This window comes from Mesorhizobium sp. RIZ17, assembly GCF_051127865.1.
Lineage (GTDB): Bacteria > Pseudomonadota > Alphaproteobacteria > Rhizobiales > Rhizobiaceae > Mesorhizobium > Mesorhizobium humile.
Genome location: NZ_CP147861.1, coordinates 6,164,599 through 6,184,531 on the forward strand (window position 1 = coordinate 6,164,599; position 19,933 = coordinate 6,184,531).

Here is a 19,933-nt window from a genome sequence, read left to right on the forward strand (position 1 = left end):
CAATCGGGCGCACGGGAGCCGGTACGGCCTTGCGGCGACCGGGAAACCGTTCGTACCTCACGCCGCACCTGTTACCGAGCCAGGCCACGTCACGCGGCGGCCGCGCCAGCTTACAGGCGGCTGGCCCGAGATGATCGGCTTGGAGCCGGCGTCGTCATCCATGCAGCGCAGGAGCAGTTCCTGGTAGTCATCGAAATCCTGCTCATAGGCCTGTCCCTTGTTCTGCTTCCAGCGATAGATGATCGCCTTCTTCAGCAAATCCTCCGAGAGCCGGAACGTGTCGGCGTCTTCGGTGAAGCTCGTCTTCTTGGACTGATCGCTGGCCGCGACAATCTCGTTCGACAGGTAGAAGAACTTGACCGTCTCGCCGCTCGCCATCGACGGCCAGATACGGAACTGGTTGCCGAAAATGATCCAGTAGCCGTTCACCGCTGCTACGGGCGTCACCTGCAGTTCAAGCCACTGGTCCGGGCTGGTCAGATGGTCAGTTGCCCACCGCCAGCGCGACGACCAGAGCGACGAGGTTTTCTGCATCCGGCGATAGTCGCTCGGCATGTCGAAGGCATCCGCCACGCCGTCGCCGGTAAAGGTCGCGATAATCAGCAGCTTCTGCCAGTCGTGGGCCTTGGCAACTTCCAAGGCCATGACGTTGACCAGTTCCTGCATCTCGACCATTTCTCGATTGGTCGCGCCAAAGACGAGTGTCGGCATATCCATGCCGAGCACTGTCGCGGCACCCCTGACCACATCGAGGATGGACATCAGGCAGCGTCCTTGGCCTTGCCTTTCGGCTTGGTCAGATCCTCGATCATTGCTTCCATCGCAGCCTGGCGCTCGATCAGCTCTTCAATCTGCCGATCCTTCGCGGCCTCGCGCTCTGCGGCCTTGGCGGCGTCGGAATTCGCGAGGAACAGGCCAGCCTGCTTGCGCAGATCCCGCATGTTCGGAAGGCGCACGCGGTCAAGCTGACCGTCGGGCAGGTCGCGCACTTCCTCGACCGTGCGAATGCCGGCGGTGCGCATGACGTCGGCCTGTTCGGGTGTGACGCCCGACCAGGCTGCAAGCGCGGTGCCGTTCAACGGGATTTCGCGGCCCGCCTTGAAAGCCTCGTATGCCGGCTCGATCTGAGACCAGCGCGCCGTCATGAAACGGAGCTTCTCACCGTCCTGGTCCTCACCCATCAGCGACGGGTCAGGCAGCAGATGGCGCACGCGCTCGGTGGTGCGGGTGTTCAGCGGCGAGTGCGAAGGCGAATACGTCACCCAATCCTCGGGCTGAAGCTCAAGGATGCGCCGATTGCTGGCGTCGAGCCTGTAGCCCTTCACGTCGCATTTCTCGGCCACCGGATCGCCCTTGACCGGCAGTTTCTCGTAGCTCGTCTTGAACCCGATCACGCGGATAAGGGGCTGCGCTTCGCTCATCTTCTTCGGCTCCTGAAAACGTTGTGGGCGCCAGCGGCGCCCTACTGGTTGATCACATCGACGATGCCGGGAAACTCGGCGAGCAGTGCAGTCCACTCGGCTTCCGACACGTTCTCAGCCTTGGCGAAGTCGACCGCGTTGCGGTGTTCGCCGCCGTTCCAAAGCTGGCGGAATTTCGGGAAGATGCCGGTCTGCGGATCGACCGCAACCACGTCATCGCTCTTGTCTGTCTTCTCTGCCTTGTCAGCCATTTCTGGCACTCCTTAGTTGAGAGGAAAGAATGGGCGGGCCATTGCAGCCCGCCCGAGGTGCGGTCAGTACGGGAAGGCGCACATGATGATTTTCGATGCCGAAAGGATCGAATATGCGCAGACGGTTTCGGTGACGGCGGCGGCGACTTTCAGAGTGCCGTCGGTGGTGACCGAAAGGGCGAGCGCCTGGCCGGACGCGCCGGACACCAGAGCGGTCGTCAACGTCGCCGGACCTTTGACCTGTATCCAGCCATACTCACCATTGCCAGGCGCGCCCGCCAGCACGCCGGCACCATTCGCCGCCGTGTCGGACACGTCCGAAGTCACTTCGTTCGTCACGCCGGTCGAAGTGCCACCGGGCGCGTAGAAGCCGACGGCATTGCCGGCGACGGCCGCGATGGCGCCCGCACCCTGGTTGTACTTCACGAAGCGGTACGTCTTGCCGTCATAAGACTCGTACAGATCGTTGATCTTCGGAGCCTTGCCCGATTCCGTTCCGGTGAGCTGCGCGGCGGTGTACGTCTTGGTGACGTCGATACCAACAAAAGAGGTCATGGTTCTTGCTCCTTATGCCGCGTCGAAGATCACGCCCTGAAGCGAGCGGTTCGAGCAGACGAGATTGCCCATCCAGTAGAAGGGGATAACAACCGCATCCTGGTTGACGGGCTTCTTCTCGTCGTCCTGCGTCCACTGCGCCTCTTTGTGCTGGTCGACGTAGAGGTAGTCGGAGTTGAGGAAGTAGCCCTTCTCGGCCGTGGTCGTGAAATTCGTGTTGTCGTCGAAAATCACGTCGGCGGTCTTGTACTTCAGGCCGATGAAACCGGACTGAGCCATATCGGCGTCCATGTACCGCTGAAGCTGCTGCTCGCCGGTCTCGTACAACGAGTAGAAGTCATGGCTGAACGTGATCAGGTCCGGCTTGTCGGCGCCGCGGTTCAGGGTGAGCCACATCGCGTTCATGTCGGCCTTGAAGGTCGCAGCGTTGGCCGCATTCGGCGTCGCGGCGAGATTGGTGCCGGTGGCTTCGCGGAACTTGTTGCGCCAGAAGGTCCACGTGGCGGAATCGATACCGCCGACAATGCCCTGACCGTTGGTCTGCAGGATGTTGGCCAAGCCACCAATCTGGTTCGACAGCGAGCCGTCGGAATAGAGGTCGACAGAGAAGTTGTTGGCCGCCGTCTTGAGCGCGTTGTTCTTTTTGGTCTTCACCAGGTTGATCATCGCGAACTTGCCGGAATTCTGGCGAAGCTCCTTGCCGCTCGACACGACATGCAGCGCGACCTGCGCCCAATCGTATTTCGCGGAGGTCACCACGTCCGACCCATTGGTGTTCAGCGTGTCGAGGCCGGCATAACGCTGATAGGTCGAGTTTTCCGCGTATTCGAGCTGCACCTGAATTTCGGTGCCGCCGTCAAGGTTGCGGATCTTGTTCTTCTTCTTCAGCCGGTTGAGGAAAGCGTTGTTCTTCGAAACGTTGTCCGCCACTTCCGTCGCGCTGTTGCGAAGGGTGGTGGACACCATTTCCGTGAAAGTAGTCGACGGACCAGCCATCGCTCTTATCCTTTGTGGTTCCGGTCGTAGACAGCGGCCAGTTCCTCATCTTCGGAGAGAACCCGAGCCTTGCCCGACGCTGTTGAGGGGATGTTGACGGAGTTGGCGCGCTTGGCCGCGTCGACCTTTCCGGTGTCCTTGGGAGCGGCCACTTTCGCGGCGGCTGCCTTGGCCCGCAGATCGGGATCGGCGTTTACTGCCATGTCATAGGCCAGGTTGAAGACGGCCTCTTTCGAGGCGGTGCTTCCGAGCCGGTCCCATGCATCATTGATGAAGTTGACCATGCGCTTTTCAGGGATTTCAGAGTAAAGCGGCTTGTCGGCTGACAAGCGGCCTAGCTCTTCATTGGCAGCGGTGATGCTGTCGCGCTCCTGAAGGCGCTGGCTTATGCGGTCGTCGATGTTCGCGGAGTTGTGGACAGATGCGAGCATCTGCTTCAACCCGGCGATTTCCTGCCGCAATTCGCTTTCGCCCTGCTGAGGGGTCTGGCCGAAGACTGCCGCGACCTTATCGCGGATGCCGTACCGGTCGATGATGCTCATCACCGTTTCGACCGGGGCCTGATCCATGTTCTGCTGGACGTTGAAAAGGTACTCGATCGCCTGCGCAGGCGTGACGACCTTGCCGTCGGCCATCTTCTTCCCGGTGTTCGGGTCGAAGTATTTGCCATTGCGCTCGATGACATCCTGAATCGGCTTGTAGGCGGATACGGCGCGGCCGTGATCGGACAGCCTGCCCTGAAGCTCCTGCTCACGATCGGCGACGAACTTGCGCAGCTCGGCGGGAGCCTTCTCCCATGCCTGCTTGACGTTCTCGGCGACGCCGCCCTTGATGCCCTGCCAGTTGGCCGGGAGAGGAACCTGCTCGGCGCCAGGCGTCAGACTATCGCCGGCCTGTCCCTCTCCGCCATCGCCGCCAGCAGCCGCCCCGGCGACTTCGACAGCAGATTTCCTAGCCGGATCAGGGCTGGCGAATTTCCCGTTGTCACGTTCCGCCCCGCTGTCGCGTTCGTGCTTGTTCCAGATCGCTTCAAGCGCGGCGTCATCATTGACCGGCGCGACCGCATTGTTGTTGGCGGCCCCCTCGGCGACGAGGCCGGCCGGGAGTGCGTTGTTGGCAAGGCTTTCTGCTACAGCAGCGCTCATCGAAATTCCTCTGACACCTGAAGGCCCCGCTTCTTGCAGAAGTCGGGATTGCGAAATTTGCCCTTGGTCGGTGACAGGCTCGGCTCGTATTCGACGCAGTTGTTGCGCTTCAGATCATCGCGCCGCTCGGAACGCGAAGTGATCATTCGGCCGTCGATCGGCGAGGAATAATCTGGGATGTCGGAAATGACGTTTGGCATGACGATCTGCCCGGCGAACGGCTTGTCCATCGGAACGCCGGTTCGCCGGTCGACGAATATGCCATCGCGGAAAACGTACCTTGCCAATTTCCTGTCCTGCTTTTCGGGCAGATGCAGAGTGCAAGGGATGCCTGCGAAACTCTAAGCGGCTTGCTTTCAGGCGAGCAGTAGCAACACCATGTCGTCGTCGTCCCGCATAGCCTGCATTTCTCTGTCGATGATCATGCGCCCGAGACGAGCTTCTAGCGCCGAGCTGTCGGGTAGGACGATCGGCGGCGCCTGGTAGCCGGCGAGCAGCGCGGCCATGACGTCCGGCGCCAGCTCTGGCCAATCGATCACTTCGACCGGTGGCATGGGCGGCGGTTCGTTCAGATCGACGACTTTACCGTCGCGAACGTATTTTGTCGGCTTCCGGTAGTAGCCCCCGCCTGGTTTGAAAAGCGCGTCGAGATCCGCGCCTTTCGGGCCGAAATAGCGGTTGCCGTAGTAGCGCTTGCCGAACCACCGATCAGCAAACATCAGCTAGCATCCAGAATGACCGCCAGTCGGTTGCCGTCCTGGTCGACCGAGGCGTTGATACGGTCCTTCGTGTCATTCGTATCGCGGAAAATGGCTGTACCGCTTCCGAGGCCGTTCGCCTTCCCGAGCAAAGCCGCAGACCAAAGGCGCCAGCCCTGCCGAGGCGTCAAGCCGGGCTCTATCCCGGACGCTCGATCAAGTAAGGCGTCCGCGTTCTGGTTTGCCGTCGGGATGTCGCCAACGGCAGCAGGCGCGGCCGGCAGATTGTTGGTCTTGGCTGCGATCGAAGCGATGTCCACCGACACTGAGGCGCCCGCCGGCGTGCCGAGTTTGCTGTTTATCGCGAGCACGTTGTTGTTGACAGTGGTCAGGCTCGCCGCTGTGGCGAAGGTCGCGAGCTGCGTATCGAGGTTCGCCGAGGCGAGGCCGACGGCACCGCGCACGCTGGCAGCATCCAGATCGTTGAAGCCGGTGATGCCGGTTCCCTTGGCAAGCACGATGTTCGTGCCAGCCGTAAGCAGGCGCGTCGCGGTCGACCAGACGGCATCGAGGGCGTTCGCCGCGAACTTGGCCGCGGTGATCGCGCCTGTGGCAAATGTGCCAGACGTGATGGCGCCCGAGTTCCAGGCGGTGCCAGCGGCATTGACGACGTTGACGCCGATTTGCGCGCTGGCCGTGTTCACCGCCGCGCCTGCGATCTGCGTGGCATTTGCTGCCACCACGCCCGCCGTGAGGCTAACCTGGCCTGTACCGGTGCCGGACGAAAGCAGCACAGACGCGCCGATGTCGCGCGCCGTCTGTGCGGTGCCAGCTATCTTTGCCACGTCGACCCGCCCATTGGCGTCGACAAGAGCCGTGGTGCCGCTGGTCGTGTCGCGCCGGAAAAGTTCGATGACACGCGTAACCGGCGCCATGCTCGCCTGAGTGATTTGCACGCAATACTCTTCGGCGTCTGACGTTGACGCCACGGTCGTGTCTTCGTCGATCAGCAGCGAATAGACGCCCGGCATGTTCGCGGCCGACAGCTCGGTGATGGTCGGGGTCGTGTAGACCGTCGCAGTGCCCCCGTTGCGGCTGCGGTAGACCGTGAACGAGGTCAGGCCTGTTTTGCGCGTCTTCAGGTCCGCACTGTCGACAGCGACGAAGTAGATGACTTGATCGATCTTGCCGCTTGGAATTCTCATCTGAAGCTCGCTGCGACCATGGTGTAGTTGTTGCCGGCGACACTGCGGGTAGCCGTGACGGTGCGGCCAACTTCAGCGACGCCGGCCTGATAACTGCCGCCTGACGCGCTTCTGCCGGTCGCGCCGATGGTGGCATCAAAATCCTCATTGACGCCGGTCCAGGTGTAGGTTGGAGCCGAGTTGCCGCAACGGGCAGCAGAGAGCAGAAGGCCGCGCTCGCTGACGTCGATCGTGCCTGTTCCCGGGTTGGCGCTCGATGTCATCGTGGCTACTGGCGTCAGGCTGTTCAGCATCATCGACCGGTACGGGAAGATGGTGAGATAGGTAGCTGCAGCCGTCAGGGTAATACTAAGGGTCTGGTTGCCCGAACCGGCGCTCGCCGGAACCCGGGCCGAAAGGATGCAGGCATAGGAAGCGCTAACCTGCAGATCGATGGAATTGCCCAGCGAGACGCCCGCGATAGTCCCGGAACTGAACAGCATCGATGTGGATGAGTTGCCGGTGCACAGGAAGTGCATCGCGCGAGAATCATCGGCCGCGCCGACGTCGACCGTGAACGTGTAGGTCGTGCGGGAAACCGTGTCGCTTTGCAGGGCGCCAATGGAGAAGGTCGGCCCCTGTGACCCGATGATAGGGTAAAGCAGCCCCTCCATGAACTGGATTGGCTGTTGCGGATGGAACTGTCCGCTATCGCCGAACATCAGCCGAGATTGGCGCCAGCTACGGCATCAGCGACGGTCTTCAGCGCGTTGAATTCCGTCGTGAGCTTGGCGAGTTTCGCCTTCACCGCTGCCTCGTACGGGTCCGTCGTGCCAAAGGCCTGCACTGCCGAGATGACCGAGGCGAAATCGGTCGGGATCGCGGCCAAGGCGGTCGAGGCGGTGCCGGCGTTCTGCTTCACTTTCAGCATCACCTGGCGCTGGTCATAGAGACGCTGGGCGATGGCATTCATGCCAACGTCGATTTCACTGGTTGTGGCCATTTGGCTGAGCTCCTATCGCTTGCTGCGGCGGCACGGTTTCGACCCCGACCGGTCGACCCTGGGTGTCCTTGACGATTCTCTTCGGCGCGGTGAGCGCCTTGGTGACCATCACCATGAACTCGCCGAATTGCTGGTTTTGAGCGGCCAGCGCCTTCAGGATGGCCTCGCCGTCGATCGGGTCGAGCGGGATCGGTGGCGGCACGATGCCGTTTGCCAGCAGCATCTGGTTTTGCTCGACCGCCGCTGTCTGCTGCTTCGACCGCAGATCAAGCGTCTTTTCCTTCATGGTCAGGTCGTGGAGTTGCTGCTTGTGCTGCATGTCCTGCGCGGCCGCGTCCGACTTGATCTTTGCATCAGCGACTTTTTGCGCCTGGTCCGCTTCTCGCGCCTTCGCGTCCGCCTGAGCTTTTTGTTGTTCGGGGCTTGGTTGCGGAGGCTCATTGGCTTTCGCCTTGGCATCGGTCACCATCTTCTCAAGAACGTCTTCGACCGACTTGCCGAGGTTGAAGAGACGCGAGTTCGCGGCGAAGATTTCGACCGCCACCTCTTTCGACAGTTCGCCGCCTTGGATCAGCGGTCCGACAGCGCCCCAATAAGCGCCGGCCGCCTGCATGAACTCGGCCGTTTCGGCCTTCTGCCTGGTCAGGTCCGCCTTGACCGTCGAATCGCTCTCGACATCGACGCGGTACATCATGGCCATGCGCTGCGTCAGAAGCTGCTGGATGCTCTGCAGCTTGGCCAGCTTCGCCTGCCGCTCCTGTTCGGCCTGCTGAGCCGCCTGCAGGGCCGCCTGGTACTGCTGCTGAGCCTCGGGCGGCTGTTGCGCGCCCTGCGGTGGCGGTGGCGGCGGCTGTACGGGCGTCAGATCCTGCTGCGTTGGGATGATCTGCACGCCGGTCATCTGCTGCAGCGTTTCGTGCGAAAACTTGGTCGGGATAATCTCCGCCATCATCACGAAGATGTCGCGCGCGGTCCGCTCCATCATGCGCTGCATCTTCTGGATGCGCAGCGAGCCCCATTGGCTCTTGATCTGCTGGGCACCAAGCGTTTCCTGAGCCTTCGTCGCACCGCGCACGATGTCGGAAATGCCGGTGATTTCGTAAATGGCCTGCTTGGTCTGGTCGCGGGCTGTGTAGAGCTGCAGAAGGACAGCGGCGTATTTCTCTGCCGGCCAGAACGCCACCGCGCCAGCCAGCCCGCCATTTGCCGCCCAGATGTCGGCATTGTTGATCGGAACGAACTCGTCGTCGTCGGCCGCGACCATGTTGGCGATGTCGCCAGCGTCGCCTGGATACCAGCCCTTCACTCGCATCTTGCGCGTGATGACGCCGATGCGCTTGGTGGTCAGGTCCAGTTCGTCTGCGAGCTTGCTGTAAATCGAGAAGGGATTGACCGGCATCAGCCGGCCGGTGAGTTCGATCGGCTGCATTGGCGCGGGAATGCAGAAGAACTCGGTAAGCCCAAGCGGATCGTCGACCTTCTTCAGCACCACGCCATTGTCGTCGATGAAGATGACCTTGCGGCTGGCCTTGTCCCAGACCTCCCAACCAGTCAGATCGCTGTCGCTTTCTCCTCGAGCTTTTTTCTCGGTGTCATCCGTCTGGATGCTGATCAGGCCGGCGTCGAACACCGCGCTTTCGTCTTCACGCTGCACGACAAAACGGAAGGCATCCCACGGCCGATCTTTCCAACGCTTGGCTGGACCGTGCCGATAGTCGCGCCAGCTTACCGCTTCGAACTCGATGCACTCGTTGGCGAGGCGTTCGCTGCCCGCGCTAGTCGCGTCAGATGGCGCTGAATAGTCGCCCCCGCCTTCAGCATCGTTGCCAGCCGTTGAAGTGTCATTATCCGCTCCACCGTCAGCGGCGTCGCTTGCTCGGGCGAGTTCCGCATTCGTCGTCTCGTCCTTGATGATGTCGCTCTTGAACCGAAGCCGGATCACGCCACGGCCGGCCAGGAAACCGTCCTGCGCCTCGCTTTCCAGTTCGACCTGCAGCTTGGCATCGTCGACCTGCTTGCGAATGGCCCGTTCGATCAGCTCGGCCACATCCTTCGCGGCTGGATCTTCATCGGCAAACCGGCGCCGAATGTCGGGCGCTGGCGGGCTGTTGATGATCGCCGGAACGATGGTCTCGACGTTTGCGAAGAGAATGTTGAAGTCGTAGGTATTGCCAAGTGTGGCGGCGCTGCTGGTGTCATCTGACTTGAGTTCGCCGGTATAGGCCTTCGTTGCCCGCTCGGCGTCGTCCATCCAGTTCTTTTCGAGCTTGCCGGCCGCCTCGACGCGCGAAAGCCACTTCGCGCCCTCCTTACGAAGGTCGACGCCCTGTTTCTGCTGATCCGGGGTGCGCTTGTCCGCCGCCTTTGCCATGGCGAGCAGGATGGAGGATCGCAATGCGAAATTCTAAGCCGCTTGCAATCTTAGAGATGTCGCTCCAGTCATCAATTCATATGCCATCTACCAAATGCACCAGTAGCGGCGTATGTTGAAGCAGACATTGGCTCTTGCTCGGTGGAAGAGGTGGAACAATGCGGATGCGGTGGTTATTTCCTCTTCTATTATTATTTTCTTCATGGGGCGCAAAAGCAGATACATTCCAAGTTGTGCCAACTTCCGTTCATGTAAGCGGCGGCGGGCTTGAGGCATACGCGTGGTACATGAACAATTCGACGAAGATACTATATAGATGCATGGCCTCATACTTAGATAGACAGGCCGAACTGTTAGTAAATTGTGGGCATCAGACCGCTTACACACCTCTCGTTGGATCAGACGGCATAAAGACATTTCCCGATTCCACAAAGAATGACCTAAATGGGGTCGGTATATGGCAGCTAAACCAGTCGGACGGTCGGTTAATGTACTGCATCTTGATCGTAGATCACCCTCAATGCGCACTAGCTCAATTCAGGTAGTAGTAGCCTGACCGACCCGAGAAATTTATGCTTGCGCCAGTTAATCGTGATGAGGCCCGCCGGTCTTGAATTTCCGCACGATCATCTCAAACAGGATATCCGAGATCCACATAGCTGAAACACCGATGAGAAACGCGGCGGCGAGCGTCGTGGCATCCTCAGCCGGGTCTGGGATCGGCAACCCGGTAGCCTTGAAATAGGACACCACGGGCAGCGTGAGATAGGCAGCCGCCAGCGCACCGCAGACTGGCGAAGCGAACATCTCTCGCACCTTGTAGCGATGGCGGGACAGCGCTCGCAGGATGCCGCCGGATAGGCCGGCAATGAGGACTGGCGCCTTGATGCCTAGGAAGTCGAGAAGATCGTGCATCAGGGCCTCCACCCGCAGAGTTTTGCGCCCTTTCGGTTGTGCGCGAGAAGGTCTTTCACTTGAGCATCTGTCATGGCGTCTATTGCGGCTGCTGAAGGCCTCTGAGGCTTCGCTATGGCGCAGAAACTGCCCTTGGTGGTCGTGCAGCCGGCGAGCGCGATGAGCGCGGCCAGGATCAGCCCTTTGACCATGACTTCAACTCCTTTCGCGCTGCGTCGGCCGGCAGAGCGCCGACATCGTTTTGAACCTGGTCAGAGATGTCGCGCGCCTTCACTTCTTCGGCCGCCTGCTTGTTCCGTTCGGCTTTGGCGCCAGTGACGCGACCGTTGACCCATGCGCCCACTGCGGCAATGATGCCGGCGCCGATCGCCAGCACGGTCGGGTTGGTGAGCAGCCAGCCGAGAAGCGCGCTCACAGCCAAACACCCACGATGACGCCCGAGACGAAGCAGACGCCACCGACGATGAGATACGACTTCCACGACTCGATGAGGGCAGTCAGAGCGGCTTTGAGGTTTTCCATGTCACTTCTCCTCGGCGGGCGGGGGCGGCGCGACCATGCCGGCCGGACCGTCGCGCACGGCGTTGATGATGATCTTGGCCAGCGCCAGGCTACCGGTGATCTTGAGAGCCGCGGCATTGCTGACGCCGAACAGCGTCCAGTCGAAGCCGGCGAGCGCGCCACCAGCTACGATAGCTATTGCTGCATTGAGGTAGTTGTGCAGTGCGTTCGTGTTGAACCACTTCATTGGAACAGTCCTTCGATGAAGCAAACGACATGATGCCACCAGCCGGCGACAGCCATGGCAGCGAGCGCGAGGAAGGCGAAGATGCCGGCGACGAAGCCGTTACCTTTGGGGGTAACAGCGGCGGCGGGAGGTGCGACTGGCTGCGTAGGAGCCGGAACGGACATTGTTGGGGCTGGAATGGCCGGCTGTATCGTCATCGAAAGAGAGGTCTTGCGCACAGTCGCAACCCGGCTTGACCATCCTCTGCCGAAGTCCTTCCACGTAGGGAGCCTTTCGAGGAACGAAAGCCGTGCATCGCAGAGGTTGTCGATGATGGCGCCAGACGGCTTGGCCTTTACCGCGGCTATGGTTGCCGGTCCAATTCGACCGTCCTGAGCGACGCCAGCGCACGCCTGCAGGTACTTGGCCGCCCTGCCAGGTCCCGAGTTCACAGCAAAGTCGAACACGGCGTAGTCGACGCCATCAGGGAGCAGCGCGCCGGCCACCGCGTCCCAATAGAAACGGCGATATACGGTTGCGACTTGGTCGTCCGTGATCTTGCGCAGATCGGCTTTGGTCGCGTCCGCCTTCACGTAGCGGCGGAAGTTGGCGAGCGTCACGCCCTTCATTGTTGCGCCGCCAGGATCGGCAGAGTTATCCGACCAGCCGCCCTCGGATTTCAGGACCAGAGTAAGCGAGCGCGCGAAATTCCTATCCATAGGCTGTCCCTTTGGCGATGTGGACAGCGTGCGGGCTTGGCCAGCGAAACTCTAAGCGGCTTGGTTTCGAAGCGGCTGTACTACTCGATCAGTGTAGGCTAGAGGATCACCGGCCGGTAAGAGAACTGTTCAGAATATGCCTCTTTTTAATCCACTTAAGCGCATTGAGCGGTCCATACGTTCCATGCGGGACGCAGTATTGGTCCGCCCGGCATCGGCGATGCGGGCTGTTCGGCGGGAGGTATCGAAGCAATACCCGATGCTTGTGCAAGACTTCGGTGACCACCGGATAGTTTTTGATCCGAATGATGATCCGATTGGGAAAACCATTCTGGAGTCCGGGAGCTGGCACCGGCCGCAGTTCGAAAGCATATTGGCGGCGTTAAGGGGTGCCGGGCGGCTAGCCGATCGAAAGATATTTCTGGATGTTGGCGCCAACATCGGGACACAGACCATTTACGCTTTGGCTTCCGGCGCTTTTTCACGCGTGATGGCCATTGAGCCGGACGCCGCGAATCTCAGAACTTTGCAGATGAACGTGATCCTAAATGGGTTCGAGGATCGTGTTGATATCGTGCGAGCTGCTGCCGGAGACGCGATGGGAACGCTGTATCTGAACGCGAGCGAAACCAACAGCGGTGGCCATAAAGTCGCGGACACGCCAAACGGCGTTAGGTCGGCTCCCGTTAAGGTCGTCACCATAGAATCCGTTTTGCGTGAGCGGCGGCTTGATCCTGATCAGTTCGGGATGTTGTGGGTCGATGTAGAGGGGTTTGAGCCTGAAGCCGTGGCTGGAATGTCGCCCATCATAGAGTGCGCGATTCCGCTCTGCGTGGAATTCAATGCGCTCGTCTATGGGCAGACCAAAGCTCGCGAATTCTTCAGCTACTTGGCCAAGCACTACACCAGAGCCGCCGTTGTGTCGGATCGGATGCAATTTCGCCCGGTCTCCGAACTTGCCACTCCCGAAAGAACTGTGGACATTCTCTTCGCCTAAAGATTGTCCTCCCACCCAACGACAGCCAAAGCGGATCCGGTGCTGGCGCTTGCGTAATAAATATTCGTGCTTTCCAGCATGAATTCGCCTTGGGTAGTGGAGTAAATGCCGATGGCCTCACCGCTGTTTTTGACGGGTGCCTGGAGCGGCGGCGGGTTCGTCGAGGATGTGGCAGCGCCATAGCTGTTATTTGGCGCTGCGATAATGTAGGCGTTCGGGTTCGCCGAAAACCCTGACAGGGCCAGTCTGACGGTCGCGGCAGTAGGAGGCACAAAGCCACCTACTGCGACTGCTGTCCAAGTCGGCACGGTGGGCGAGCCGCTGGTCCCTGATGCAGCAATCAATGCGGTGGATGGGTTGGTCCCGACGACGATCTGCGCTCGCCGATCATACTGCACCTTGAACCGCAGTTTAGCGCTGGCATCATAGTAGGAAGCTCCGACGCGAGCTTTGAAGGTGTAGCCGGCCGGCATCGTCGGGGCGGTCGAGGAGAGGGAAATAAGGCTCGCCAGCGTAGTCGTCGTCGGGTTGAAAATGACCCACTCGTGATACCAATTTGAAGCGGTCACTGTGCCGCTATCGAGGCCGTTCACACCCGCCGAGCCGGTGGCATAGGAAACGTTGACGCTCGACGCCCGATAGGTGTTGCCGAGTGTATCTTCCAACACCAGCTGGTCGGCGGTGATCGTGACCGCCGCGATCGACGTCGTGGCAATCTTCAGGTTTTTCCGCGCTGCGGCCGTCGGTGAAGCCGCGATAATTTCCTCAACACGCCAGCCAGTCGAGGCGCTGTCGTACCAGAGATTGATCGACTGCCCTGGCTGAAGGATGATTGGCGTGTTGATCAGGAACCTGTTCGGCGCAAGCGATCCTGTATTGTTGCCGAGTAACGTGACGTTCGCGGCGCCGATGTTGCTGACATAGAGGAACGTACTGGAGCTGCTGGCGGCAATCCCGGTCAATGCCGAACCAGCTCCATTGCCAGTCAGTCGCAGGACTAGAGCCGTTGCAAGACCGGCCGGGCTATAATCATTGGTGTTCCCCGCGGCGAGCGCGGCGGGCGAAATGATGTTGTACAGCAGCGGCTGTCCGCTAGCCCGCTGGTAGCCAATGCAGCGCCAGTTGCCGCCACCGAGCGAGCGCATCACAGCGATATCGCCAGCCGCAGTGCCGATGTTTGCCGCGCCCGGCAGAATGAGGCTGGTGGCGTTGTGGGTCAGCGTCAGCGCTCCGCCAAAGACCAGGACTCGCTCGGCGCCCGCTGCTACGGTTCCGAGCGCAGTGATCGTCACAGTTCCGGTGATGTTGACGAGCGTACCTGTGGAGTTTGCCAGGTTGACAGTCGCCGCGCTCGCCATGTCGGTGCCGGCTGGGCTGAACGCGTCAGCCGCACCCACTGCCGTGTTCGATCCCGATCCGCCAGCCGTGACAGGCCGAGCTGCGTTCGCGTCCGCCACCAGATCGTCGACCAGCGCATTATACTTCGCCGATTCAATCGTCGTGTTCGGGCTGCCCTTGGTTCCAGGAGGGGCCGAATAGACACCACCAGCGCGCGGCATAGCTGCTCCAATCTTATCGATTGGGGCGATGATCGCGGTGCGCTCGCGAAACTCTAAGCCGCTTGAAAGACTGATAGCTTAGTGCTTTGCTCCATCGTCGATCTTGGGGAGGAACGCATGAAGTCCTGGCAGGCAGTTCTGATTTCAACCGCTCTATTAGCGGCTGGATACATGGTGAGTGCACAAGCCCGGAATACAGCAGGCGGCCAATGGCATATGATCACGAGCGGGCCAGGGACGTTTGCGTGGCTGTATAACGATCAGGATGGCGAAATGGTCTACTATTGCGACGGGGGGAAACTTGAATGCCACAAGCGCGTTCTACAAACTACGCCCTAGCCCGCCGCCGCCGTATCATCGCGTCGACCGCCTCTTTGACCGTCTGCTGACTGCGGATTGTGCCATCTGGCTGGCCGACATAGGCGCCCTTGTCACCTTCTGGCTTCTTCGCTTCGGCCATTGCCTGCCGCCAGGCCAGGCCGAGATAGCGGAAGGCGGATGCGTCGTGCTCTGCCCAATTCTTAAACGGGATATCGCGAAACACCTTCTTGTCGTCGTCCCATTCGCGGCGATAGGCCCTCAAGCCCTCGATACCATCTGACACGCGCTCGGTCGCCCTGAAGCGCGCAAGCTTGATCGTCTGCAGGCCGGCGTTGTTGCCCTCGGCAAGGCTGACCATGCCGACCATCTTCGGCTTGCGGCCTTTATCCTTCAGTGTGTCGAACCGCGTGCGCTTCGTTCCCCATACCGGATGCATAACGTCGTGCGGCACATAGTCGATGCCGTGGTAGCCCTGATCGTCCAGCCATTTGCACCAGTCTTCCAGATCCTCGCTGTCCGGCCGGTAGAAATCGACGATCAGCGGCACGCCATTGACGACTTGGAAACACCAGACCGGATTGTTCGCGGCCTTACCCAAGTCCCACGCGGTATGCACCGGATGGTTCGGGTCGATGTCGAACGGCGTGCCGATGCGCTTCATGCGCTCGGCCCGCGCTATTTCTGCGCCCCAATAGGAGCCCACCAGTGCGCCCGAGAACGAACAGTAATATTCCTGTTCGATGAGCATGTCGGCCATCTCTTTGCCGTACAGGCCCTCGTAGACGTCGCGCTGCTCTTCGATCAGGGCCTTGTCGATGGCCCCGGTCAGATCGGCCGACAGCACTTCGGTGAACCAGCCGCGGGGATTGCTCACCGGGTCGAAGACGTTGCCCTTCACCTTGTCGAGCATGCTCTTGGCGTGATTGTTGCCGCGCGGCGTCGTGATGAACGATGCCCATCCGCCATTTTCGGCGAGGATCGGCGACAGGTATGCCCATGCTGCCGGGTTAGCCAGCGCCCATTCCGAAAAGGTAATACCGACAGGCGGCGAGCCGACCAGGCTGTTGTAGTTATCCGAGCCGACCACCTGAAACGTCGAATCCACGTCCCTGAAGCGGATGAACATTTCATTGTCGTTCATGTTGGCGATGATCGACGGCGGGAAGGCCTCAAACAGGCGCCGCTTGCCTGTATGCGGGTTGATGGCGTTCCAGATCGCTTTGCGCGCCTGTGCCGCCTCGGGCAGCATGTGCCAGTAGGTTCCCGGTCGCTCATAGGCCGAGACCGCGTGCATGTTCAGGTTCACGTCGTCCTTGCCGGCGCGACGGTGCCAGAACAGGAGCTGACGCTTGCAGCCCTGCTCCCACGTGGCCCAGGCCTTGCGCTGATAGGAGCGCGGCCGCCAGTTATTCGCCGGTAGCCTGACTTGCGGCATCTTCGCCTTCGATGTCCGAGAACTTCACGATCTGTACGGTAAGCGGGCCGCCGTCAGGGTCGGTGAGCGCGACCTTGCTTCCGTACTTCTTCGGTGCCATCCGCTCGGCAACCCACTTGCGCGTGTCGATGCGCAGACGCGACCGCTGAACGTGTTCGGAATTGAACGCTTCCGCCGTCGAGCCGTCGCCATTCGTCTTGGTCGTGAAGTCGTTGCTTCCATCGTCGGCGATGTCTGGCATCTCATCCACCATGCCGTCGACCTGTAGCGCTCGCGCACGCGTGTACTGGTCGCAAAACGCGGCGTGCGCCGGATCGAGCAGCCAACGCAACACAGTCGACTTGTTCGGCATGTCATCCGCTAAACAGATCGACCGCAGGCTGTTGCCCTCTGCCAGCTTGAGGCAGATCGCGTCGGCAGTCTCCTGGGTGAAGTCCGTCGGTCTAGCCATTTCCGCTCTCCTTCATCCTGATTAGAACGAGGCGCTTTGAAACTCCTAGACGCTTGGCAATTTCCCGCGGTCGATACCCGTCATCGAGCAGTCGCTTGATTTCGCGACGACGCTTCTCGGCGATCTGGATCTTCCTATGTCGGAACGGCCGATCGGCTCGAGGATCCTTGAGGCGCTTCGCCCGGGCTATGCACTCGACGACCGTCGAAATCGAGATGTCCAACTGCTCGGCAATCGTCGAATAGCTGGCCATGCCTTCCCATAAGTCGAGAATGCGGTTTCGTGTCCGGACGACCTGCGGATGTGTTTTGCCACCCTTCCGATTGAAGGACGAGAACCGATAAAACGGGACGCGTGGCATTGGCCTGATCGCCTCATGCTTCATGCGTCGCCCTTCGCCTTCCGCTTCAAATAGGCTCGTCGTTCCGGCGTAAGGCGGACATAGGCCGGCCGCCAATTGATTGGCGCCGGGGATAGAAACGTCTCCCCTGGGGGATCGATCCGGTACCAGTTACCATCGTTATCAAGAAAAAACTGAAAACCCGGCGTTCCGTAGTCGCCGACCATATCGTTGAAGAGCAACTCGCAAATGAGGCCATCCCCCCGAACAGCGGTGTTCATCGGCCGCCATGGATTCTCGCGGTCATAGGCTTCCCGGGCCTGTCGTTCAGCTATGGTCATTTTTCCTCCTTTTGAGATGCGAGATAGTCGGCCAGGTTGATGCGCCTCACCTCGGACGCCGCGCCTAATGTGCCGAGTTTCAAATCGCGGTAAGAACGGTCGCCGTGCGGATCGAACTTCGCCGCCGCCGCTTTCCTAATCCATGTCGGTGCTTTGGCGGCGGCTCGTTTCATCTTCTTCGCTTGCCGTTTTTCCTTGCGGGATTGCCTCGGGAAAATGAGCGCCTGGCCGCTCGACAGGATCTTGTTCGATATCCAGTCCGCCCGCTTCTCTGCTGGCGATATCGGATCGCCTTCCAGCCGATCGAGAGCGCGCCATGCATCGGCATTGGTCGGATATGGGCCAGCGACCGTTTGCGCATCGGCGACCACGACGAAACCGCCTTCTCCTTCGATCACCGTCTTCATTTGCCGTCACCCACAAGCACGTCGGTCTGCACATGGAAATGCTGATTGCTCGGCTTTCGCGTGAAGTAGCTCACCCGTCGAGCCGGCACGACTTCGTAGGGCGGCGACACGCAGCGCAGTGCCGTTCCGTCTGCCCCTTCTTCCGATCCGAAGAATTGCTTGCCCCAAATTTTCTTCCGGCTGTCCAGGATAACCCAGCCGTGTTCAACGTCCTGCCAGCGCTCACTCATGCAGCATCTCCGTCACTCCGTGCTTGCGCACGCCGAAGGTGGCCTTGCACCGCGTCATTGAACGCGCCGATATGGGCGCGAATTTCCGTTTCAGAGAACCCCGCCCTGGCAAGTTGTCCGACCAAGCTGGCAACCGTCTGTCGCCAATAGCGGTCAGCACGTTTGCCATGCAGACCAGCCAAGGCTTCGGCGGTCTTCCGAATCTTCCCCGCGCGGCGGCGCATGGGGAAGCAAATCAAGTTGTCAGGCATCGGTAGCCCTCCAAGCCATTGATTTTATTACGTCGAGTGCCGAAAAATGCCACGGCCTTTCCGAGACATAGTCGTGCAATCCATTGAAAACATTGCCGTACAGGGTATGCGTTGGCATTGCTTGAGCACCTTCGCGCGCGAGAAAAATCTTCTGGTCGTTTTTCATTAAAGGGCATCAGGCAGCCCTCTCGCGCGTGTAGACGCTAAGGTTCTCACTTTCTTCGGAGCCCCTTTTATCTTCTAAGGTATCTCCTAAGGTGTGTTCATAAGGTATAAGGGTGGCCACACCGTTACCCGGCGAAGTAACCGCCCGATTACCTATGTGGGTAATCGCTCGATCACCTCCAGACGGCAAAGGTGACTGCACGATTACCTTTTGCAAAAGCCTCTCCTGCCTGTCGAAAACGTAGTCGTCACGAAGGCTAAGAACGTCGAACGCCCATACGAAATTTGGGCGATAGACTTGCGCCCTCTTTGAAGAGCGGCCGACGACGGCTTGTGACTCGGCCGGCAGGGCGCTGATGGGAAGGCAAGAGAGAGCGCCGCCGTCCTTCAGTATCCCAATCCACTTGGAAACCGTCTCTGGGGCCGCGCCGAGCTGTTGCGATAGCGTTTCCCTTGTCGGGTAGGCGCAGCCCACGGCGTCGTTGTAGAGGTCTTGCAGAACCCAGGCCGTGCGAATAGCCCCGGGCGAATCGCGGAACCCAGGGAAGAAACGGCAGGCGGCGCCCCAATCGTATTTGCTGACCATCAATGCCCCCTCGCCAACATCAGGTTGCTATCACGAACCGCTTGAACCGCCTGCAAGGCCGAGAGGCCGAAGCGCTCTCGGATTTGTGGGATCGTGGCCATGGTTCTGTTGGCGCCGCCAGTCGCCAGCCAGACGGCGGCGCGATCGACGGCATTGTCTGACTTGCTGGCGTCGGCGCTCATGCCGCCACCGCCATGTCTTCAACGACGGAGACGGCCGTTTCGAGCCTGTACCGACTGTGCGATGAGGGAAACGCGCCACCGTGGCGTTCAAGCGGCGACGAGATGACGAAGCCAGCTTTTCGCAGCAGTAGGATGTAGTGGGAAACGCGCACACCGGTAGGCAGATCCAAGGTGGTGAGGCCACGCTTGCCCGCTTCGATCAGTTTGCTAAGCATCCATCCAGCGCGACCGTCGAGCTTGACCGTACGGCCATCCGGCTCGACCCTGACTGTGATAGTGGATTTCCGAGGCTTGGTTACCGAAAGTGTATTTGTCGGGGACAAGTCCCCTGCTATGCCGTCCATGTCTGGTTCCTTCGTAGTCCCTGGGGAGGGGTTGCGATTCGAAATCAAGGGGTCAGATTTGGCTTGAGCGGCTGTTGTCCAGACGAGTCGCTCAAGCCACCTCTTTTGCAGGCTTCATCTCTGGCAAGTTATCCAGCCAGGCCTGCGCATCTTCCTTCCTGATCAGCGTTCGGCGACCGGCCTTTCTGACCGATATCCGGCCAGCCCGAATTTCCTCGTAAAGCAGCGATCGACCCACACCATAGGCGGAGCAAAAGCCGTCCACGGTGAAGGCGTTGGGAGTAACTTCCATCTTGGTCCTTTCCTTTTCGAAACAGTGACGGATACACACGCATATTC

29 protein-coding genes are annotated in these 19,933 nt (G+C 60.2%); 1 reads left to right on the forward strand and 28 read right to left on the reverse strand.

Features of this window, described 5'->3' with window-relative positions; all coding sequences use genetic code 11:
* Positions 1-57 precede the first annotated feature (57 nt).
* The 16 genes from WDX12_RS30040 to WDX12_RS30115 all read right to left on the reverse strand — a co-directional run bounded on the left by WDX12_RS30040 (position 58) and on the right by WDX12_RS30115 (position 11,985).
* Positions 58-762 carry a hypothetical protein gene (locus tag WDX12_RS30040; protein ID WP_434723042.1) on the reverse strand — a complete coding sequence of 235 codons (705 nt, stop codon included), beginning with the start codon at positions 760-762 and terminating at the stop codon, positions 58-60.
* Positions 762-1,421, reverse strand: a complete 660-nt coding sequence (locus tag WDX12_RS30045) for a hypothetical protein (protein WP_434723043.1) — start codon at positions 1,419-1,421, stop codon at positions 762-764. The genes WDX12_RS30040 and WDX12_RS30045 overlap by 1 nt, the downstream gene beginning before the upstream one ends.
* Before the next feature lie 41 nt (positions 1,422-1,462).
* The gene (locus WDX12_RS30050) at positions 1,463-1,672 is read right to left on the reverse strand and encodes a hypothetical protein (RefSeq protein ID WP_434723044.1); all 210 of its coding nucleotides are present in this window, start codon (positions 1,670-1,672) and stop codon (positions 1,463-1,465) included.
* A gap of 63 nt (positions 1,673-1,735) precedes the next feature.
* A complete protein-coding gene (locus WDX12_RS30055; RefSeq protein WP_434723045.1) occupies positions 1,736-2,227 on the reverse strand; it encodes a hypothetical protein in 492 nt (163 codons plus the stop codon).
* 12 nt (positions 2,228-2,239) lie between these two features.
* On the reverse strand, positions 2,240-3,223 hold the full coding sequence (locus WDX12_RS30060) for a phage major capsid protein (RefSeq protein ID WP_292276985.1): 984 nt from the start codon (positions 3,221-3,223) through the stop codon (positions 2,240-2,242).
* A gap of 5 nt (positions 3,224-3,228) precedes the next feature.
* Positions 3,229-4,368: a hypothetical protein gene (locus WDX12_RS30065; protein ID WP_434723046.1), complete on the reverse strand. Its 1,140-nt coding sequence runs from the start codon at positions 4,366-4,368 to the stop codon at positions 3,229-3,231.
* Positions 4,365-4,655, reverse strand: coding sequence for a hypothetical protein (locus WDX12_RS30070; protein WP_434723047.1), 291 nt, complete (start codon positions 4,653-4,655; stop codon positions 4,365-4,367). Before WDX12_RS30070 ends, WDX12_RS30065 begins: the two co-directional genes overlap by 4 nt.
* Positions 4,656-4,724: 69 nt before the next feature.
* Positions 4,725-5,087: a hypothetical protein gene (locus WDX12_RS30075; protein WP_434723048.1), complete on the reverse strand. Its 363-nt coding sequence runs from the start codon at positions 5,085-5,087 to the stop codon at positions 4,725-4,727.
* Positions 5,087-6,271, reverse strand: a complete 1,185-nt coding sequence (locus WDX12_RS30080; protein ID WP_434723049.1) for a hypothetical protein — start codon at positions 6,269-6,271, stop codon at positions 5,087-5,089. Before WDX12_RS30080 ends, WDX12_RS30075 begins: the two co-directional genes overlap by 1 nt.
* Positions 6,268-6,972 carry a hypothetical protein gene (locus WDX12_RS30085; protein WP_434723050.1) on the reverse strand — a complete coding sequence of 235 codons (705 nt, stop codon included), beginning with the start codon at positions 6,970-6,972 and terminating at the stop codon, positions 6,268-6,270. Before WDX12_RS30085 ends, WDX12_RS30080 begins: the two co-directional genes overlap by 4 nt.
* The gene (locus WDX12_RS30090) at positions 6,972-7,253 is read right to left on the reverse strand and encodes a hypothetical protein (RefSeq protein WP_434723051.1); all 282 of its coding nucleotides are present in this window, start codon (positions 7,251-7,253) and stop codon (positions 6,972-6,974) included. Before WDX12_RS30090 ends, WDX12_RS30085 begins: the two co-directional genes overlap by 1 nt.
* A complete protein-coding gene (locus tag WDX12_RS30095; RefSeq protein ID WP_434723052.1) occupies positions 7,237-9,504 on the reverse strand; it encodes a hypothetical protein in 2,268 nt (755 codons plus the stop codon). The genes WDX12_RS30090 and WDX12_RS30095 overlap by 17 nt, the downstream gene beginning before the upstream one ends.
* 705 nt (positions 9,505-10,209) lie before the next feature.
* Positions 10,210-10,539 carry a hypothetical protein gene (locus tag WDX12_RS30100; RefSeq protein ID WP_434723053.1) on the reverse strand — a complete coding sequence of 110 codons (330 nt, stop codon included), beginning with the start codon at positions 10,537-10,539 and terminating at the stop codon, positions 10,210-10,212.
* A gap of 175 nt (positions 10,540-10,714) precedes the next feature.
* Positions 10,715-10,954 carry an ABC transporter permease gene (locus tag WDX12_RS30105; RefSeq protein ID WP_434723054.1) on the reverse strand — a complete coding sequence of 80 codons (240 nt, stop codon included), beginning with the start codon at positions 10,952-10,954 and terminating at the stop codon, positions 10,715-10,717.
* 108 nt (positions 10,955-11,062) lie between these two features.
* A complete protein-coding gene (locus WDX12_RS30110) occupies positions 11,063-11,287 on the reverse strand; it encodes a hypothetical protein (RefSeq protein WP_434723055.1) in 225 nt (74 codons plus the stop codon).
* Positions 11,284-11,985 carry a glycoside hydrolase family 108 protein gene (locus tag WDX12_RS30115; protein WP_434723056.1) on the reverse strand — a complete coding sequence of 234 codons (702 nt, stop codon included), beginning with the start codon at positions 11,983-11,985 and terminating at the stop codon, positions 11,284-11,286. The genes WDX12_RS30110 and WDX12_RS30115 overlap by 4 nt, the downstream gene beginning before the upstream one ends.
* Before the next feature lie 259 nt (positions 11,986-12,244).
* On the opposite strand from WDX12_RS30115, the gene WDX12_RS30120 reads away from it, so the two are divergent.
* The gene (locus WDX12_RS30120; protein ID WP_434723057.1) at positions 12,245-12,982 is read left to right on the forward strand and encodes an FkbM family methyltransferase; all 738 of its coding nucleotides are present in this window, start codon (positions 12,245-12,247) and stop codon (positions 12,980-12,982) included.
* On the opposite strand, the gene WDX12_RS30125 is transcribed toward WDX12_RS30120, so the two are convergent.
* From WDX12_RS30125 to WDX12_RS30180, 12 genes are all read right to left on the reverse strand, one after another.
* Complete coding sequence (locus WDX12_RS30125; RefSeq protein ID WP_434723058.1) at positions 12,979-14,541, reverse strand: hypothetical protein; 1,563 nt, start codon at positions 14,539-14,541, stop codon at positions 12,979-12,981. The genes WDX12_RS30120 and WDX12_RS30125 overlap by 4 nt on opposite strands.
* A 328-nt stretch (positions 14,542-14,869) precedes the next feature.
* Positions 14,870-16,297: a hypothetical protein gene (locus WDX12_RS30130; RefSeq protein ID WP_434723059.1), complete on the reverse strand. Its 1,428-nt coding sequence runs from the start codon at positions 16,295-16,297 to the stop codon at positions 14,870-14,872.
* Positions 16,269-16,748 (reverse strand): terminase small subunit protein, encoded by a 480-nt coding sequence (locus WDX12_RS30135; protein WP_434723060.1) that lies wholly within the window; start codon positions 16,746-16,748, stop codon positions 16,269-16,271. The genes WDX12_RS30130 and WDX12_RS30135 overlap by 29 nt, the downstream gene beginning before the upstream one ends.
* Complete coding sequence (locus WDX12_RS30140) at positions 16,741-17,133, reverse strand: helix-turn-helix domain-containing protein (RefSeq protein WP_434723061.1); 393 nt, start codon at positions 17,131-17,133, stop codon at positions 16,741-16,743. Before WDX12_RS30140 ends, WDX12_RS30135 begins: the two co-directional genes overlap by 8 nt.
* Positions 17,130-17,429, reverse strand: coding sequence for a hypothetical protein (locus WDX12_RS30145; RefSeq protein WP_434723062.1), 300 nt, complete (start codon positions 17,427-17,429; stop codon positions 17,130-17,132). The genes WDX12_RS30140 and WDX12_RS30145 overlap by 4 nt, the downstream gene beginning before the upstream one ends.
* On the reverse strand, positions 17,426-17,836 hold the full coding sequence (locus WDX12_RS30150; protein WP_434723063.1) for a hypothetical protein: 411 nt from the start codon (positions 17,834-17,836) through the stop codon (positions 17,426-17,428). Before WDX12_RS30150 ends, WDX12_RS30145 begins: the two co-directional genes overlap by 4 nt.
* Positions 17,833-18,066, reverse strand: a complete 234-nt coding sequence (locus WDX12_RS30155; RefSeq protein ID WP_434723064.1) for a hypothetical protein — start codon at positions 18,064-18,066, stop codon at positions 17,833-17,835. The genes WDX12_RS30150 and WDX12_RS30155 overlap by 4 nt, the downstream gene beginning before the upstream one ends.
* On the reverse strand, positions 18,063-18,317 hold the full coding sequence (locus WDX12_RS30160) for a DUF6074 family protein (RefSeq protein ID WP_434723065.1): 255 nt from the start codon (positions 18,315-18,317) through the stop codon (positions 18,063-18,065). The genes WDX12_RS30155 and WDX12_RS30160 overlap by 4 nt, the downstream gene beginning before the upstream one ends.
* Positions 18,318-18,492: 175 nt before the next feature.
* Positions 18,493-19,068, reverse strand: coding sequence for a hypothetical protein (locus WDX12_RS30165; protein WP_434723066.1), 576 nt, complete (start codon positions 19,066-19,068; stop codon positions 18,493-18,495).
* Positions 19,068-19,250: a hypothetical protein gene (locus WDX12_RS30170; RefSeq protein WP_434723067.1), complete on the reverse strand. Its 183-nt coding sequence runs from the start codon at positions 19,248-19,250 to the stop codon at positions 19,068-19,070. The genes WDX12_RS30165 and WDX12_RS30170 overlap by 1 nt, the downstream gene beginning before the upstream one ends.
* Complete coding sequence (locus WDX12_RS30175; RefSeq protein ID WP_434723068.1) at positions 19,247-19,594, reverse strand: winged helix domain-containing protein; 348 nt, start codon at positions 19,592-19,594, stop codon at positions 19,247-19,249. The genes WDX12_RS30170 and WDX12_RS30175 overlap by 4 nt, the downstream gene beginning before the upstream one ends.
* A gap of 91 nt (positions 19,595-19,685) precedes the next feature.
* Positions 19,686-19,886: a helix-turn-helix domain-containing protein gene (locus WDX12_RS30180; protein ID WP_287106437.1), complete on the reverse strand. Its 201-nt coding sequence runs from the start codon at positions 19,884-19,886 to the stop codon at positions 19,686-19,688.
* Positions 19,887-19,933 lie beyond the last annotated feature (47 nt).